The organism is Streptomyces sp. ALI-76-A (assembly GCF_030287445.1).
In the GTDB taxonomy this organism is placed as follows: Bacteria; Actinomycetota; Actinomycetes; order Streptomycetales; family Streptomycetaceae; genus Streptomyces.
On the sequence record NZ_JASVWB010000002.1, the window covers coordinates 4,584,428 to 4,600,353 of the forward strand.

Consider the following 15,926-nt stretch of genomic DNA (forward strand, 5'->3'; position numbering starts at 1 on the left):
CCCCCCTCGTGGCTCGGACCGCCCCCGGTTCCGTGCGCGAAGAACCGCGCGACCAAGGCTAGTTGACTCTGTGTCAGTGTCCAATCACAGTAACGACAGAAACCTATCGACATATTTATAGTTGGGCCCTGCTCGGGGTTGGGAGAAGGGCAGGGAACGGGAGGGCGTCACCGTGGATCTGGCCTTGTTGCGCACCTTTGTCACGGTGCACCGGGCCGGTTCCTTCACCCGCGCCGCCGTGCTCCTCGGCCTGTCCCAGCCGGCCGTCACCTCGCAGATCCGCACCCTGGAACGCCAGCTTGGCCGACCGCTGTTCCTACGGCAGGCCCGCGGGGTGACTCCCACGACCATCGGCGACGAGCTGGCCCACAAGGCGGCGCCGCATCTCGACGCCCTGGTGGAGATCGCCGAGATCGGACTCGACGACGACTCCGCCCTGCGCACCCTGCACCTCGTCGGGCCTCCCGAGTTCACCGCCGAGCGCGCCTTGCCCGCGCTCACCGCCCTGACCGGCGAGGACGGCCAGGGTTTCGCGCTGCGCGCCTCCTTCGGGAACGCCGAGGAAGCCCTGGACGGACTGGCCGCCGGACATCATGATCTAGCCATCAGTACGGCCCGTCCGCGCGGTCACCTGCTCACCGCGACCGCACTGTGCGACGAGGAGCACGTCCTGATCGCCGCTCCGCGCTGGACCGAGCTGCTGGGGTCCGGGAAGCCCCGCCGCAAGGGAGCACGCGCTCTGGAGAGCGTCCTCGCGATCAAGGGGGCGCACGCGCTGGACAGCGTGCCCGTCGTCGAGGTGCACGAGTCCCTGCCCTTCGTCTCCCGCTACTGGGCCTCCGTCTTCGACGCGCGTCCGGCCGCACCGGGTACCGTCATCGTCCCGGACCTCCGGGCGGTCCTCGCGTGCGCGGTGGCGGGCGCCGGGCTCGCGGTGCTGCCCCGGTATCTGTGCGCGACCGCACTGCGGCGCGGGGACGTCGTCGCACTGCATGATCCGGCGGTGCCACCCCTGCGGACGTACTTCCTCGCCGTCCGCACCGGAACGCTCGCCATGCCGCACATCGCACGGGCTCACGAGTGGCTGCTGGCGGCGGCCGACGGCTGGTGTTGAGTCCCGATCCGGCTCGGTGACGCAGTGAGCCCGATCGGTGACGTTTCGCGATGTTTCACGTGGAACCAGCCGGGCCACATTCCTCCCATGACCGACCGACCCGTGGTCAAGCGCACCGCACGTGCCGTTCTGCTTGACGGTGACGACCTGATCTTGATCAAACGCACCAAGCCCGGCATGGATCCCTACTGGGTCACACCCGGTGGCGGGGTCGAGCCGGAGGACCCCACCGTCGTCCACGCCCTGCACCGGGAGGTGCACGAGGAACTCGGCGCCAAGATCACTGACGTGGTGCCGTGCTTCGTCGACACCGTCGAACACATCGGGGACGACGGCGGCGCGACCGGCGTGAAGGTGCAGCACTTCTTCGTCTGTCACCTGGAGTCGATGGACCCCGCTCTGCGCCACGGCCCCGAGATGGACCAACCGATCGGCGACTACGAGATCGTGCGGGTGCCCTTCACCCGGGTGGGCATCGCCTCCGTCCATCTCGTACCGCTGTCCCTGCGGCACTATCTGGACGGCAACATCGAGGGCGTACGGGCCATGCACGCGCCTGATCTGGGCTGACGGCCGCCGCCTTGCCCGGCTCGGAGGGACGGCCGCCGTCCGAGCTCACTGAGCGGCCGTGACGAGTTCCTCCACCGAGTCGTGGCGTATGCGCTCGGACGGGATGCCGCTGTCCCTGAGCGCGTGCACGCCGCTGCGGATCATGCCGGGCGGACCCGACAGATAGGCGTCGAACTCGTTCCACGGGCCGTACTCACGTATGGCGTCGGGAAGCTGGAGACGCGCCTGCTGGTCGACGACCGCGCGGACCGAGAGCCACGGGTGGGACTGCTGGAGCCGGAGCATCGTGTCGATGTCGTAGAGATCGTGGTCGGTGCGGGCGCCGTAGAACACCTCCATCGGCCGTCGCTCCCCGTGCTCGGCGACGTCCTCGACCAACGCCTTGATGGGCGCGATGCCGGTGCCGCCTCCCAGGCAGAGCAGTCCCCTGTCGGAGGTATGGTCCACGGTCATCGACCCGGTCGGCGGACCGAGTCGGATGATGTCCCCGGGGCGCGCGCGGTGCACCAGCGCGTTGGACACCCACCCCGCGGGCACGGCCTTCACGTGGAACGACAGCAGGCCGTCGGAACGCGGCGCGGAGGCGAAGGAGTAGTGCCGCCAGATCCGCGGCCACCAGGGCGTCTCCAGGCTCGTGTACTGCCCGGCGAGGAAGGGATACGGCTGATCCGGGCGGACGGTGACGACCGCGACGTCCGGCGTTCTCAGGTCGTGCGTGACGACCTCCGCGTACCACCAGGCCGGGGCGCGCAGTTCGTCCGCGGCCGCGGCGTCGATCATGACCTGCGAGATCGTCGTGTACGCCCGGACCCAGGCGGCCTCCGTCTCCGCGTTCCACTCCGGGTCGTACTTGCTCAGGGCGCCGATGAGGCATTCGCCCACGGCCGGATAGTGCTCTGCCCGCGTCCCGTACTTGCGGTGGCCGCGGCCGAGGTTCCGGAGGTAGTCGACGAGAACCGCGGTGTTGTCGATGTGCTCGGCCGCGGTGAGCAGGGCCCTGAGCAGCCGGTCCCGCTGGGTGTCCATCGCCGCTGGGAACAGGGACCGCAGATGGGGGTGGCGTACGAAGAGCAGGGCGTAGAAGTACGAGGTGACCTTGTCGGCGACGGGGCCGACGTCGGCCATGGTCCGGCGGATGAGCACGGCGTCCGGCGAGGCGTCCCGGGGTGGCGGAGCGGACCGCTGGTCGGGGATCCGCCGGCCGCCCGGCGGGACTTCGGTGGGCCCGATCGTGAACGGCGCTGCACGGGGCGCCGCTGCCGCCGACGTTGCGCTCGGAGCGGGCGGGGAGGCGGGAGCGGAGGCGGAGGATGCCATCGGGGACGCGTGCGGCACGTCGGTCGGCGCCGGGCCAGCCGGTACCGGGGCCGGTTCGTCGGCTGCCGTGGGCCGGAGTATGTCGTCCGAGGGCTGCGGCGTGCCGTCCGTAGCGCGGCGCGCCATGTCGTCCGGCGCCGGGCCCGGCCGCGGCACTTCTCCGGTCGTCGAAGCGGGCGGATCTGCGTGGCCGGCCGTCGAGGTGGGCAGCGGGGCGTCGTCGGTCGTGACGGGCGGTGTGGACTCCTCCGTACGAAGGGTCGAGCCGGTGCCCGTCGCTGTCCTGCCCACCGGGCGCAGTGCGGCCAGACGGCTTCCCTCGCTCGCTGCCTGCTGTTCGCCACCGGTCGGCGTCGGCTGCTTGTGCGGCGTGAACCAGCGGCCCCCGCCGCCGGACGTGCCGTTGTCGGCCGGCGTGGTGGTCGGAGCGTCCATGGTGTGCCTCGCCTCGAACATCTCTCAGTCGGTCTGCGCACTTCCTCGGTCGGAAGATGCCTTCTTTCCCCCGCAGACGGCTTGCCTTCCCCAATGCGCTGCCGCAGCCAATGCGGCCACATTCAACCTGTGTTCCGGATCCGTACGGACAAGTAAGGCGAGAGTGTGACATTGGCCGCAGCACTCTCCCCGCAGCGTCCCACCCGCCAGGGATGCCCAGTCGCATAACCGGAAATGCGGGTCTTCGATCTCTCCGTCCCTTTAGGCTGCATTGCCTTGCTCCGGGCCCGGACAGGATGCACAGGATGCGCACCTCGCCCCGACGCGAACCGGAGTCGACCATACCGGCCGCCGGTCTGCGCACAACTCCCCCCTCCCGCAAGGGGAATGGTGGCGGGGCGAACCGCGAATCCCCTCAATTCCCGGGCGTGCCACACCAATTCATGGATTTCTCACAGATTTCTCCCGGTGCAGGAGGGGTCGACAGCCCGGACAGGCAGCGGTCCGCATTGACCGTGACGGAGATCGGCACTGCACCGAGCAGGCCAGCTACTCGACGGGTTCCGTTCGGCGGTGTTTCACGTGAAACACCCAGCATCGGGTCGCGACCTGTGGAGTTGGCCATGGCATGGCCAAAAGGTCGCACCCGGCCACGGAAAGAGGTGGACGGCGAGGCCACCTGTCGGACAGCCTGACCTGCGTGCCCACTCCTTCCCCCATCCCTGGTCCCATCCGCCCGCTGACGCTCCGCGATCACGCCGCCTGCGCCGACTTGTCCGAGGACCGGGGGTGGCCACGCGAGGAGCACAAGTGGGGCTTCCTCCTCACCGCAGGGAAGGGCTACGGCATCGACGATCCCGACGGCGGACTCGTCGCCGCCTGTGTCGTCACCGAGTACGGACCGCAGCACCGCCCCGACCTCGGGGCCATCGGCATGGTCCTGGTCGCCGAGCGGCATGCCGGCCAGGGCGTGGGACGCCAGTTCATGCGTCACATCGTCTCGACGATGGGCACCACGCCCCTGACCCTGCACGCCACGCCGAACGGCCGCCCGCTCTACGAGCAACTCGGCTTCAAGGTGACCGGCCGTGCCGAGATGCTGTGCGGGCGCTTCACACCGGAGCGAACGAAGCCCGGGATCGCCACACGTCCGGCCACCGCCGAGGACCTCACCGCTCTCCTGCGGCTCGACGGGGAGGTGTTCGGCGCCGACCGCACGCACATCATCACCCGGCTGCCCGCCTTCGCCGACCAGTTGCGCGTCGCCGAGGAGAAGGGCCGGATCATCGGGTACGCGGCCGCGTGGCCCAACATGCAGACCCACGTCGTGGGCCCGCTGATCGCCCGCGACACCCGGACCGCGAAGGCCCTGCTCGCTTCCCTTGCCGCCCACACCGACCGCCCACTGCGCACCGACATCGACGTACGGCACGAAGAGCTGCTGGCGTGGGCGAAGGAGCGGGGTCTGGCATCCGTGGCCTTCAACACCGTCATGACGTACGGCATCACGGAACTGCCCGGTGACTGGAGGCGTAGGTTCGCACCGCTGACGGTGGCTGCGGGCTGAGACGCTCCGCCACGACGGCATCGGCCCCCTGGAGATTCCGAGGGGCCGACGGACCGACAGGCCCCAGGAGGCTCCGAGCGCCGACAGGTCCGGCTTCCCGTACGGCTCGGGCCCTGCGGCCGGTACGGCGGGCGCCGTGGTGGTCCAGTGGTGCCTCAGCAGTGGACGGCTGCCGGCTGATCCGTGGGCACAGCCTCCGCGACCAGCGTGCCGGGCTTGCTGTCGCGGCGCTCCAGAGCGGCCGAGAGGAAGGCGAGGAGCAGGGCGGCCGCGGCGAGGGCGGCACCGACCCAGTTGGGGGCGGTATAGCCGAAGCCGGCCGAGATGACGAGCCCGCCGAGCCAGGCGGACAGTGCGTTGCCGAGGTTGAAGGCGCCGATGTTCACCGCCGAGGCCAGAGTCGGGGCACCGTGCGCCTGGTCGAGGACCCGCTTCTGCAGAGGCGGGACGGTGGCGAAGCCCAGGGCACCGATCAGGACGATCGTGAGGGCTGCCAGAGCCTTGTGGTGGGCGGTGAGCGTGAAGAGCGCGAGCACGACGGCGAGGGCGCCCAGGGACACGTAGAGCATGGGCATCAGGGCACGGTCGGCGTACCTGCCTCCGATGAGGTTGCCGCCGACCATGCCGAGGCCGAAGAGGACCAGCATCCAGGTGACCGAGCCGTCGGCGAAGCCGGTGACGTGGGTCATCATCGGCGCGATGTAGGTGATGGCCGCGAAGACGCCGCCGAAACCCAGGACCGTCATCGCCATCGCGAGCAGGACCTGCGCGTTCTTGAAGGCGGCCAGTTCGTGACGCAGGCGGACGCCTTCCGCCCTGGGCATGTCGGGAACGAGCTTGGCGACACCGAGCAGGCCGACGACACCCAGGAGAGCGACGATCCCGAAGGTGACACGCCAGCCGACGGACTGCCCGACGAGGGTGCCCAGCGGGACGCCGACCACGTTGGCGACGGTCAGGCCGGTGAACATCATCGCGATGGCCCCGGCCTTCTTGTCGGGGGCGACGAGGTCGGCCGCGACGACCGAGCCGATGCCGAAGAAGGCCCCGTGGGCGAGTGAGGCGATCACCCGGCCGATCAGCATGACGGAGAAGGCCGGGGCGAGGGCGGACAGCAGATTGCCGATGATGAACAGCCCCATCAGCAGCATCAGCATCCGCTTGCGGGAGACCTTCGTGCCGAGGACCGTCATCAGAGGGGCGCCGAACATGACACCGAGGGCGTAGCCGGTCACGAGGAAGCCGGCCGTGGGGATGGAGACCCCGAAGTCGCCCGCGACCTCGGGCAGCAGGCCCATGATCACAAACTCGGTCGTTCCGATTCCGAAGGCCCCGATCGCGAGGGCCAGAAGCGCGAGCGGCATGGGGTTACTACCTTCCAAGACGATTGCAGGAGCGCGTTACGCAACCGCACGATAGTTGCATGCGCGCTATAGATGCAAACGAAGGTAGTACTCGTACGCCGAGCAAGAGCCTCACCTACAGTGCAGCCATGGGAGATCTCGAGATACGGCCCGCCACCACGGACGACGTCCCCGCGATCGTCGCGATGCTCGCCGACGACCCGCTGGGCGCCCGGCGGGAATCACCGGACGACCTGACCCCGTACCTGGCCGCACTGGACCGCATCACGCCCGACCCCCACCAGCACCTGGTCGTGGCCGTACGCGACGGCCGGGTCGTCGGCACCCTCCAGCTGACCGTCATCCCCGGCCTGTCCCGGCGCGGCTCCACCAGGTCGATCATCGAAAGCGTGCGTATCCACGCGGACGAACGCGGCAGCGGGCTGGGCACACAGCTCATCGAATGGGCGATCGACACATCCCGCCGCCAGAACTGCCAGCTGGTGCAACTGACCTCCGACAACACCCGCACGGACGCCCACCGCTTCTACGAGCGGCTCGGCTTCACGGCCTCGCATGTGGGCTTCAAGCTTCAGCTGTGAGGCAGGGCCCCGCACACCACGGCGGGCCTGTTTCACGTGAAACAGGCCCGCCGTCACGCGAGGACGCCTAGCCGATGCCCCGCCACCCTTCGGGATCGACCCCACCAGGCACGCGCGCCCCTACGTCGTACGGCTGACGCGTGAACACGAATGAACCCAGGTCCAGGTGGCTCACGGACCCGTCCGGCCGTCGAACGGCCTTCAGGAGCTCTCCCGCGTAGTAGCCCTCCAAGCCCGTCCACGTGCCGTCGCCGTTGGCCCGAAACCGCGATCGGCGCCCGTTCCCGGACAGCGGCTCCAGCGAGACCAGCCCGTCCGCCGTCAGCCGCAGAGCGACTGCGTGCGTCCCCCAGTACCACTGGCCTGCCAGCTCCAGTACGGACGCATCGACGTCACGCAAGGGCCGCCACGCAGCGGGAATCCGCGGCTCGGCCTCCGCGACGATCCGCACCAGATCGGCGCCTACCACCGACACCAGCGGGCCCGAGGTGCAGTTCGCCAGAACGACCGCCGCGACGTCGTCCGCCACGCTGATGGTGAGGTTGGCCAGGAATCCCGGCAAGGAACCCGAGTGTCCCGTCAGCAGTCGACCGTCCCGGTGCTGGATCTGCAGACCCAGCCCGTAGGTGGCGCCGTCCCCCACGTCCGAGGCCTCCGTCGGCGCCGCGGGTGTCCGCATCTCCCGGACCGACTGCGCGCCGAGCACGCGATCGTCCCCGTGCGTCAGGAAGACGGCGAAGCGCGCCAGGTCCGCGGTGGTGGACCAGAGTTGCCCGGCCGGAGCCATCCGCCCCAGGTCCTCGACCGGCTCGGGCAGCATCGCATCCGCCCAGGGGTGCACTGCCCAGCCGCCCGCATGAGGCATCCGCGGCTGGGCGCTTGTCCGGTCGAGACCCAGCGGGCCGAGCACCTCTCGCCGCAGTACCTCCTCCCACGGCGCCCCGCGCAGCTTCTCCACGAGCGCGCCCAGCAGCGTGTAACCCGGGTTGGAGTAGTGGAAGCGCCGTCCGACCGGATGCCGGAAGGGCTGCTCACCCAGTACGTCGGCGAGCTCGGGACGCAGGGTTCCCGGCGTACGCTCCCACCACGGCGCGGGTGACTCGGCCGCCAACCCGCTCGTATGGGCGAGCAGTTCCGCGACGGTGGCTTCCCCCGCACCCGTGCCCGGCAGATGCTTCTCCAGCGGGTCCCCGAGGTCGAGCACACCCTCGTCACGCAAGCGCAGGACGAGAACGGCGGTGAAGGTCTTGGTGATCGAACCGATCCGGTACTGCACGTTCTCGTCCGGCCCGTGTCCGTCCACCGATGTCCGCGAGCCGTGCCACACAGCCCGCCTGTCCCGCACCACGGCCGCGACCAGCGAGGGAGCACGCCCTTCGGCCTGGGCCACGGCGATCCGGTGCAGCAACGCCCGTCGCGTGCCGGGCAGCAGCTCTTCCTGAGGTGTCGTCATCCCCCCAGTCCACCCCGCGCGGCACGCAGACGTCGAACGATATGAGCCGCACGGCCTCAGGTGGCCGGTTGATCAGCGAAGTCGGGCTGCGATGCCCTGCCGGGCGTGATCCCAGACATCGTCGAACTCCTCCTGGGTCAGCCGCTCCGGATCGTGGCCTTCCCACTCCGAAACAGGCGATCCCGCGGTGAGCCCGTACTCCTTCTCGTACTCCGCCAGGGTTCCGGCGTCCCGTGCCCGCTGCCACTCGCGCAGGGATGCCGCCGCGAGTGGGGTCCGTCCAGGTCCGCGCAGCTCGACCTGCCGCGTGACCCAGCCGTCCGCATCGACCTCGAAGAAGAACCATGTGTCTTCCTCGTTCCAGTAACAGCGCATCCACCGCATCACCAGACCATGATGGCCGTGCGCTGCGCGCCGGCCGCCGCAGCGGCGTCCGAATCCTGCTGGATGGCCGTCCGGCGTGCCGACATGCCGAGGTCTGAGACCAGCCGGCTGTGGGTCAGGTCTGCGCCATGTCCACGAACCGCGAGTAGTGACCCTGGAAGGCGACCGTGATCGTCGCCGTCGGGCCGTTACGGTGCTTGCCCACGATGATGTCCGCCTCGCCCGCGCGCGGCGACTCCTTCTCGTAGGCGTCCTCCCGGTGCAGCAGGATCACCATGTCGGCATCCTGCTCGATGGAGCCGGACTCACGCAGGTCGGACACCATCGGCTTCTTGTCCGTGCGCTGCTCGGGACCACGGTTGAGCTGCGAGAGCGCGATCACCGGGACCTCCAGCTCCTTGGCCAGAAGCTTGAGGTTTCGGGACATGTCCGAGACCTCCTGCTGGCGGCTCTCGGAACGCTTCGAACCACCGGCCTGCATCAGCTGCAGATAGTCGATGATCACGAGCTTGATGTCGTTGCGCTGCTTCAGCCGACGGCATTTCGCGCGGATCTCCATCATCGACAGGTTGGGGGAATCGTCGATGTAGAGCGGCGCGGACGAGACCTCGGGCATCCGTCGCGCCAGGCGTGTCCAGTCCTCGTCCGTCATGGTGCCCGACCGCATGTGGTGCAGCGCCACGCGCGCCTCCGCCGACAGCAGACGCATGGCGATCTCGTTGCGGCCCATTTCGAGGGAGAAGATGACGCTGGCCAGGTTGTGCTTGATCGACGCCGCCCGGGCGAAGTCCAGCGCGAGCGTGGACTTGCCCATGGCGGGACGGGCCGCGATGACGATCATCTGGCCCGGGTGCAGACCGTTGGTCAGCGAGTCGAGGTCCGTGAAGCCCGTGGGCACACCGGTCATCTCTCCGCTGCGCGAGCCGATCGCCTCGATCTCGTCGAGCGCGCCCTCCATGATGTCGCCGAGCGGGAGGTAGTCCTCGCTGGTGCGCTGCTCGGTGACCGCGTAGATCTCCGCCTGGGCGCGGTTGACGATCTCGTCGACGTCGTCGTCGCCCGCGTATCCCATCTGGGTGATGCGGGTACCGGCCTCGACCAGGCGGCGCAGGACCGCCCGCTCATGGACGATCTCCGCGTAGTACTCGGCGTTGGCCGCCGTGGGCACCGTCTGCACGAGGGTGTGCAGGTACGGCGCGCCGCCGACCTTGTTGATCTCACCGCGCTTGGTCAGCTCGGCGGCGATCGTGATGGGGTCGGCCGGCTCGCCCTTGGCATAGACGTCGAGGATCGCCTGGTAGATCGTCTCGTGCGCGGGCTTGTAGAAGTCATGACCCTTGAGGACTTCCACGACGTCGGCGATGGCGTCCTTGGACAGGAGCATGCCGCCGAGGACGGACTGTTCGGCATCCAGGTCCTGCGGCGGTACGCGTTCGAAGGCGGAGCCACCGCCGTCCCAGGCCCCGCTCTCCCTGCCGCGGTCGTGCTGCTCGTCACGGACCCGGCCTCCGTCGCTGCGTCGGCGGGAAGAAGGCAGACGATCACTGGGACCGCTGTCGGCCCAAGGATCATCCAAGGGCTCGGAAATACTCACCGAGCCACCTCCTCCCGTCCGCGGAGCGGACCCTCGGCGTGCCCTCATTTCTACGGCACGCCACTGACAAATGAGACGCCCAACTCCGGTTCTGGCGCGTCGGGTTTGTGACGATTCCCAGGCCGACGAACGGAGGCGGGCGCCGGACCACCGTAGGCCCGCAGGCACCGTCAGCCAATCTGGTTATCCACAGGCCATGTGGACGACGGCCCAGATGCTGTGGAGAACTCAGCAAAACCTGTGCACGACCCGGTGGACAGGCCTGTGAACAAGCCGCGAGCTGCCTACTAAAAACCGCCCTGAGCTGCTGGTTTCCCATCCACCGGCTGTGCAGAAGAAAAACTTCTCGACTAGGACCAAGATCACTGCGAAGTGGGCCCGGAAACCGGCGCCCCCAAAAGAGAAGTAAGGGTCATTACCTCATTGCATCTCTTACCTGTGGACGATTAGATTGGTGCTCATGACACAGGCTCCAGCGACCCCCAAGGCTGCCCGTCGACAGCACGACCGAGAGATCGTCGCGCTGGCCGTTCCGGCCTTCGGAGCACTCGTCGCCGAGCCCCTCTTCGTCATGGCCGACAGTGCGATCATCGGCCATCTCGGCACGGCACAACTCGCCGGCCTCGGCGTCGCCTCCGCCCTCCTCATGACAGCCGTCAGCGTCTTTGTCTTCCTCGCCTACGCCACCACGGCGGCCGTCGCCCGACGCGTCGGCGCCGGCGATCTCCAGGCCGCCATCCGCCAGGGCATGGACGGCATCTGGCTGGCACTGCTGCTCGGTGCCGCCGTCATCGCCGTCGCCCTGCCCATGGCACCGGCGATCGTGGAACTCTTCGGCGCCTCAGACACCGCTGCCCCGTACGCGACCACCTATCTGCGGATCTCCTCGTTCGGCATCCCGGCCATGCTGGTCGTCCTCGCCGCGACCGGTGTCCTGCGCGGGCTGCAGGACACAAAGACACCCTTGTACGTCGCCATCGCGGGCTTCATCGCCAACGCCGTGCTGAACGTGGGCCTGGTCTACGGCGCCGGCCTCGGCATCGCGGGCTCCGCCTGGGGCACTGTCATCGCCCAGTACGGCATGGCTGTCGCCTATCTGGTGGTGGTCGTCCGCGGCGCCCGACTGCATGGAGCCTCACTCCGCCCCGATGTCGCCGGGATCCGGGCCTCCGCACAAGCCGGCGTCCCTCTGCTGGTCCGCACACTCTCCCTGCGGGCGATCCTCATGATCACCACCGCCGTCGCGGCCCGTCTGGGTGACGCCGACATCGCCGCCCACCAGATCATCCTGTCCCTGTGGAGCCTGCTGGCCTTCGCCCTCGACGCCATCGCCATCGCCGGACAGGCCATCATCGGGCGCTATCTGGGCGCCGACGACCCTGAAGGCGCCCGCACCGTCTGCCGTCGCATGGTGCAGTGGGGCATCGCGGCCGGCGTGGCCCTCGGACTGCTCGTGGTCATCGCCCGACCCCTGTTGCTGCCCCTGTTCACCGGTGACAGCGCCGTCAAGGACACCGCGCTGCCTGCCCTGCTCATGGTGGCGCTTGCCCAGCCGATCTGCGGGGTTGTCTTTGTCCTGGACGGGGTTCTCATGGGAGCGGGCGACGGACCGTATCTGGCCGGGGCGATGGTGCTCACTCTGGCGATCTTCACTCCCGTGGCCCTACTCGTCCCCGCCCTCGGTGGCGGTATCACCGCCCTCTGGGGAGCGATGACGCTCATGATGGCGGTCCGGATGCTGACCCTCTGGCTACGGGCCCGTTCCGGTCGCTGGCTGGTGACGGGGGCGACGCGCTGACGTGGGCGGCACGCTGACTGTTTCACGTGAAACGAGCGTTTCACGTGAAACATGAACTCGATCGCCTTGCCTCCGCCATGCGGAAAGGGCCGCACCCGGCTGGGTGCGGCCCCTTCTCAGCTGTTCAGCCGAGTGCAGCGATCAGGCCGCGACGACCTCGATGTTGACCTTGGCGGCAACCTCGGGGTGCAGACGCACGGACGTCTCGTGAGCGCCCAGGGTCTTGATCGGCGTGCCGAGCTCGATGCGGCGCTTGTCGACCTCGGGGCCACCGGAAGCCTTGATCGCGGAAGCGATGTCGGCCGGAGTGACGGAACCGAAAAGTCGACCGGCGTCGCCGGACCGGACAGCCAGACGGACCTTGACACCCTCGAGCTGGGCCTTCACGGAGTTGGCCTGCTCGATGGTCTGGATCTCGTGGATCTTGCGAGCACGACGGATCTGCTCGACGTCCTTCTCGCCACCCTTGGTCCAGCGGATGGCGAACTTCCGCGGGATCAGGTAGTTGCGAGCGTAACCGTCCTTGACGTCGACGACGTCGCCCGCGGCACCGAGGCCGGAGACCTCGTGGGTGAGGATGATCTTCATTTGTCGGTCACCCTTCCCTTATCGCGCGGTGGAGGTGTAGGGCAGCAGCGCCATCTCACGGCTGTTCTTCACAGCCGTGGCGACGTCACGCTGGTGCTGCGTGCAGTTGCCGGTCACGCGGCGGGCACGGATCTTGCCGCGGTCGGAAATGAACTTCCGCAGCATGTTCGTGTCCTTGTAGTCCACGTACGTGACCTTGTCCTTGCAGAATGCGCAGACCTTCTTCTTCGGCTTGCGCACAGGCGGCTTCGCCATGGTGTATCTCCTGTGTGATCAAGAAGTATGGGTACGACCCACCCTCGGCCCGAGGGCCTAGAAGGGGGGCTCGTCCGAGTAGCCGCCGCCCTGCTGACCGCCGCCGGAGTTTCCACCCCAGCCGCTGCCACCACCGGCCTGGCTGCCACCGGCGGGAGCGCCGGTCGCCCACGGGTCGTCGGCGGGAGCACCGCCGCCGCCCTGCTGACCGCCGCCGGAGCCACCGCCCCAGCCGCCGCCACCCTGGGCGCCACCGCCACCGCCGCCGTACCCACCCTGGCCACCACTTCGGCCGGCGGTCTTGGTGACCTTGGCCGTGGCATTGCGGAGGCTGGCGCCGACTTCCTCGACGTCCAGCTCGTAGACCGTGCGCTTGACGCCCTCACGGTCCTCGTAGGACCGCTGCTTCAGCCGGCCCTGCACGATGACGCGCATGCCTCGCTGGAGCGACTCGGCGACGTTCTCCGCCGCCTGACGCCAGACCGAGCAGGTCAGGAACAGGCTTTCGCCGTCCTTCCACTCGTTCGTCTGGCGGTCGAAGGTGCGGGGAGTGGACGCGACACGGAACTTCGCGACCGCCGCACCGGAAGGGGTGAAGCGCAGCTCGGGGTCGTCGACAAGATTGCCGACGACCGTGATGACGGTCTCGCCTGCCATTGGGGGAACCTCTCGGCGGGTTTGCTGCTGGCTGCTAGTGCTGCTACTCGAAATCCCGGATTCAGCTGAGCGGAAGAGCTCAGTGGGTCTCGGGGCGGAGGACCTTGGTCCGGAGGACCGACTCGTTCAGGTTCATCTGGCGGTCGAGCTCCTTGACGACCGCAGGCTCGGCCTGCAGGTCGATGACCGAGTAGATGCCCTCAGGCTTCTTCTTGATCTCGTACGAGAGACGACGACGGCCCCAGGTGTCGACCTTCTCGACCTTTCCGTTGCCCTCACGGACGACGGAGAGGAAGTTCTCGATCAGGGGGGCGACAGCGCGCTCCTCCAGATCGGGGTCGAGGATGACCATCACCTCGTAGTGACGCATGTGGAACCCACCTCCTTTGGACTCAACGGCCACGGCAGTTCCGTGGCAGGAGGGTTGTGATGCGTACGCAACGGTATCGGCCACCACTGACAATCGGGGTTCCTTGAGGGGAGTCCCAGGTCGTGGCATGGGCAGACACCAGTGCAGAGGGTACAGACTACCCGCACACCGGCTTCCGGTTGAAATCCGGCCGCGGGGACCGTCAATCTGTACACATCGGGTGTGTATGGCGCTACGATGCGCCGTCTTCCGCAGGAGGTGCCCTATGGCACAAGCGTTGCGACCCAACACCGTCGGAGGCCTTTTCGCCACGGACGGCAAGCCCCACCCTCTCCAGGACACGCTCCTCGCGGTGACCCTGGTGCTCGGCGTCACTGCGTTCGTCACGGCGATGTTCCACAGCCTGCACCTGCTCAGCTCCTGGGCCGGCCTGGCGGGCATCCTCACCGGCGCGTACGGACAGTGGGTCTCGGAGACGACGCGTGAGCGATTCGGGCTGATCCTCGGTCTGGGCGCGGCGGGGGTCGGGTTCTTCCTCGGCATGGCGCACGGCGGTCTCTTCGGCTGACGTCAGGGACACTGTTCACCCATCACCTCATAAAGTGCTGCGGAACGCCTGGGTGCCCCACGGGCCACGGCGAAGGTTCCGTATGCCCAGTCGGGGCGCTCGCCAGGCGCAGTAGGCTTCGGCGCGAGAGCCGGAGCCCCCGTACCCATGGGGCCACACCAGCCCGAGGAGCGCCCCGAATGAGCCTGACCCTGAGGACGATCAGTCGCGAGCAGCATCTGGCGTACATCCAGAGCCTGCCGTCGGCGAGCCACATGCAGGTTCCGGCCTGGGCAGACGTCAAGGCGGAGTGGCGCTCCGAGAGCCTCGGCTGGTTCGACGACCGCACCGGCGAGATGGTCGGTGCCGGTCTCGTCCTCTACCGCCAACTCCCCAAGATCAAGCGCTACTTGGCCTATCTGCCCGAGGGCCCGGTCATCAACTGGTTCGCGCCGAACCTGACCGAGTGGCTGGAACCGATGCTCGCGCACCTCAAGAACCAGGGCGCGTTCTCCGTGAAGATGGGCCCGCCGGTGATTATCCGGCGCTGGGAGGCCACGTCCATCAAGGCGGGCATCCAGAACCCGGACGTCAAGCGCCTGCGGGACATCGAGGCGGACTTCATCGAACCGCGCGCCTTCGAGGTGGCCGACAAGCTGCGCCGCATGGGCTGGCAGCAGGGCGAGGACGGCGGTGCCGGCTTCGGCGACGTACAGCCCCGCTACGTCTACCAGGTGCCGCTGGCGAACCGCTCTCTGGAAGAGGTCCACAAGAACTTCAACCAGCTGTGGCGCCGCAACATCAAGAAGGCCGAGAAGGCGGGTGTCGAGGTCGTCCAGGGCGGCTACCACGACCTGGAGGAGTGGCAGCGCCTGTACGAGATCACGGCGGTGCGCGACCACTTCCGGCCCCGCCCGCTCTCGTACTTCCAGCGCATGTGGACGGCCCTCAACACCGAGGACCCCAACCGCATGCGGCTGTACTTCGCCCGACACAACGGCGTGAACCTGTCGGCCGCGACGATGCTGATCGTCGGCGGGCACGTCTGGTACTCCTACGGTGCCTCCGACAACATCGGCCGTGAGGTCCGGCCCTCTAATGCGATGCAGTGGCGCATGCTGCGGGACGCCTACGCGCTCGGAGCGACCGTTTACGACCTGCGCGGCATCTCGGACTCGCTGGACGAGACCGATCACCTCTTCGGCCTGATCCAGTTCAAGGTGGGCACGGGCGGTCAGGCCGCCGAGTACCTCGGCGAGTGGGACTTCCCGTTGAACAAGCTGCTCCACAAGGCGCTCGACATCTACATGTCGCGCCGCTGACGTCGCGTTC

16 protein-coding genes are annotated in these 15,926 nt (G+C 68.4%); 7 read left to right on the plus strand and 9 right to left on the minus strand.

Annotation, left to right across the window (positions count from 1 at the left end):
* Positions 1-172 precede the first annotated feature (172 nt).
* Together QQS16_RS21430 and QQS16_RS21435 are read left to right on the plus strand one after the other, a co-directional pair.
* Positions 173-1,114, plus strand: a complete 942-nt coding sequence (locus tag QQS16_RS21430; protein WP_286063452.1) for a LysR family transcriptional regulator — start codon at positions 173-175, stop codon at positions 1,112-1,114.
* An 87-nt stretch (positions 1,115-1,201) separates the two neighbouring features.
* Positions 1,202-1,684 (plus strand): NUDIX domain-containing protein, encoded by a 483-nt coding sequence (locus tag QQS16_RS21435; protein WP_286063454.1) that lies wholly within the window; start codon positions 1,202-1,204, stop codon positions 1,682-1,684.
* A gap of 45 nt (positions 1,685-1,729) precedes the next feature.
* On the opposite strand, the gene QQS16_RS21440 is transcribed toward QQS16_RS21435, so the two are convergent.
* Positions 1,730-3,436, minus strand: a complete 1,707-nt coding sequence (locus tag QQS16_RS21440; protein ID WP_286063455.1) for a globin domain-containing protein — start codon at positions 3,434-3,436, stop codon at positions 1,730-1,732.
* A gap of 700 nt (positions 3,437-4,136) precedes the next feature.
* Here QQS16_RS21440 and QQS16_RS21445 point away from each other — a divergent pair.
* Positions 4,137-5,003 (plus strand): GNAT family N-acetyltransferase, encoded by an 867-nt coding sequence (locus QQS16_RS21445; protein ID WP_286063458.1) that lies wholly within the window; start codon positions 4,137-4,139, stop codon positions 5,001-5,003.
* 155 nt (positions 5,004-5,158) lie between these two features.
* On the opposite strand, the gene QQS16_RS21450 is transcribed toward QQS16_RS21445, so the two are convergent.
* On the minus strand, positions 5,159-6,367 hold the full coding sequence (locus QQS16_RS21450; RefSeq protein WP_286063459.1) for an MFS transporter: 1,209 nt from the start codon (positions 6,365-6,367) through the stop codon (positions 5,159-5,161).
* 128 nt (positions 6,368-6,495) lie between these two features.
* Between QQS16_RS21450 and QQS16_RS21455 the strand changes: the two genes are divergently transcribed.
* Positions 6,496-6,948: a GNAT family N-acetyltransferase gene (locus QQS16_RS21455; protein WP_286063461.1), complete on the plus strand. Its 453-nt coding sequence runs from the start codon at positions 6,496-6,498 to the stop codon at positions 6,946-6,948.
* Positions 6,949-7,015: 67 nt separating this feature from the next.
* Here the strand turns inward: QQS16_RS21455 and QQS16_RS21460 are convergent, their stop codons facing one another.
* From QQS16_RS21460 to dnaB, 3 genes are all read right to left on the minus strand, one after another.
* The gene (locus QQS16_RS21460; protein WP_286063462.1) at positions 7,016-8,401 is read right to left on the minus strand and encodes a serine hydrolase domain-containing protein; all 1,386 of its coding nucleotides are present in this window, start codon (positions 8,399-8,401) and stop codon (positions 7,016-7,018) included.
* Between the two features lie 72 nt (positions 8,402-8,473).
* Positions 8,474-8,785: a hypothetical protein gene (locus tag QQS16_RS21465; RefSeq protein ID WP_502963920.1), complete on the minus strand. Its 312-nt coding sequence runs from the start codon at positions 8,783-8,785 to the stop codon at positions 8,474-8,476.
* 115 nt (positions 8,786-8,900) lie between these two features.
* On the minus strand, positions 8,901-10,379 hold the full coding sequence (gene dnaB, locus QQS16_RS21470; RefSeq protein WP_286063464.1) for a replicative DNA helicase: 1,479 nt from the start codon (positions 10,377-10,379) through the stop codon (positions 8,901-8,903).
* Positions 10,380-10,839: 460 nt separating this feature from the next.
* Between dnaB and QQS16_RS21475 the strand changes: the two genes are divergently transcribed.
* Entirely contained in the window at positions 10,840-12,177 is a 1,338-nt protein-coding gene (locus tag QQS16_RS21475) for an MATE family efflux transporter (RefSeq protein ID WP_286063465.1), read from the plus strand.
* A 141-nt stretch (positions 12,178-12,318) separates the two neighbouring features.
* Here the strand turns inward: QQS16_RS21475 and rplI are convergent, their stop codons facing one another.
* The 4 genes from rplI to rpsF form a co-directional block, all read right to left on the minus strand.
* Positions 12,319-12,765: a 50S ribosomal protein L9 gene (gene rplI, locus QQS16_RS21480; protein WP_286063466.1), complete on the minus strand. Its 447-nt coding sequence runs from the start codon at positions 12,763-12,765 to the stop codon at positions 12,319-12,321.
* Between the two features lie 18 nt (positions 12,766-12,783).
* Positions 12,784-13,020, minus strand: coding sequence for a 30S ribosomal protein S18 (gene rpsR, locus QQS16_RS21485; RefSeq protein WP_003949403.1), 237 nt, complete (start codon positions 13,018-13,020; stop codon positions 12,784-12,786).
* A 57-nt stretch (positions 13,021-13,077) separates the two neighbouring features.
* A complete protein-coding gene (locus QQS16_RS21490) occupies positions 13,078-13,677 on the minus strand; it encodes a single-stranded DNA-binding protein (RefSeq protein ID WP_286063470.1) in 600 nt (199 codons plus the stop codon).
* Between the two features lie 79 nt (positions 13,678-13,756).
* A complete protein-coding gene (rpsF, locus tag QQS16_RS21495) occupies positions 13,757-14,047 on the minus strand; it encodes a 30S ribosomal protein S6 (protein WP_005482942.1) in 291 nt (96 codons plus the stop codon).
* Positions 14,048-14,312: 265 nt separating this feature from the next.
* On the opposite strand from rpsF, the gene QQS16_RS21500 reads away from it, so the two are divergent.
* Positions 14,313-14,615 carry a hypothetical protein gene (locus QQS16_RS21500; RefSeq protein WP_286063471.1) on the plus strand — a complete coding sequence of 101 codons (303 nt, stop codon included), beginning with the start codon at positions 14,313-14,315 and terminating at the stop codon, positions 14,613-14,615.
* A 179-nt stretch (positions 14,616-14,794) separates the two neighbouring features.
* Complete coding sequence (femX, locus tag QQS16_RS21505; protein ID WP_286063472.1) at positions 14,795-15,916, plus strand: peptidoglycan bridge formation glycyltransferase FemX; 1,122 nt, start codon at positions 14,795-14,797, stop codon at positions 15,914-15,916.
* Positions 15,917-15,926: the final 10 nt, after the last annotated feature.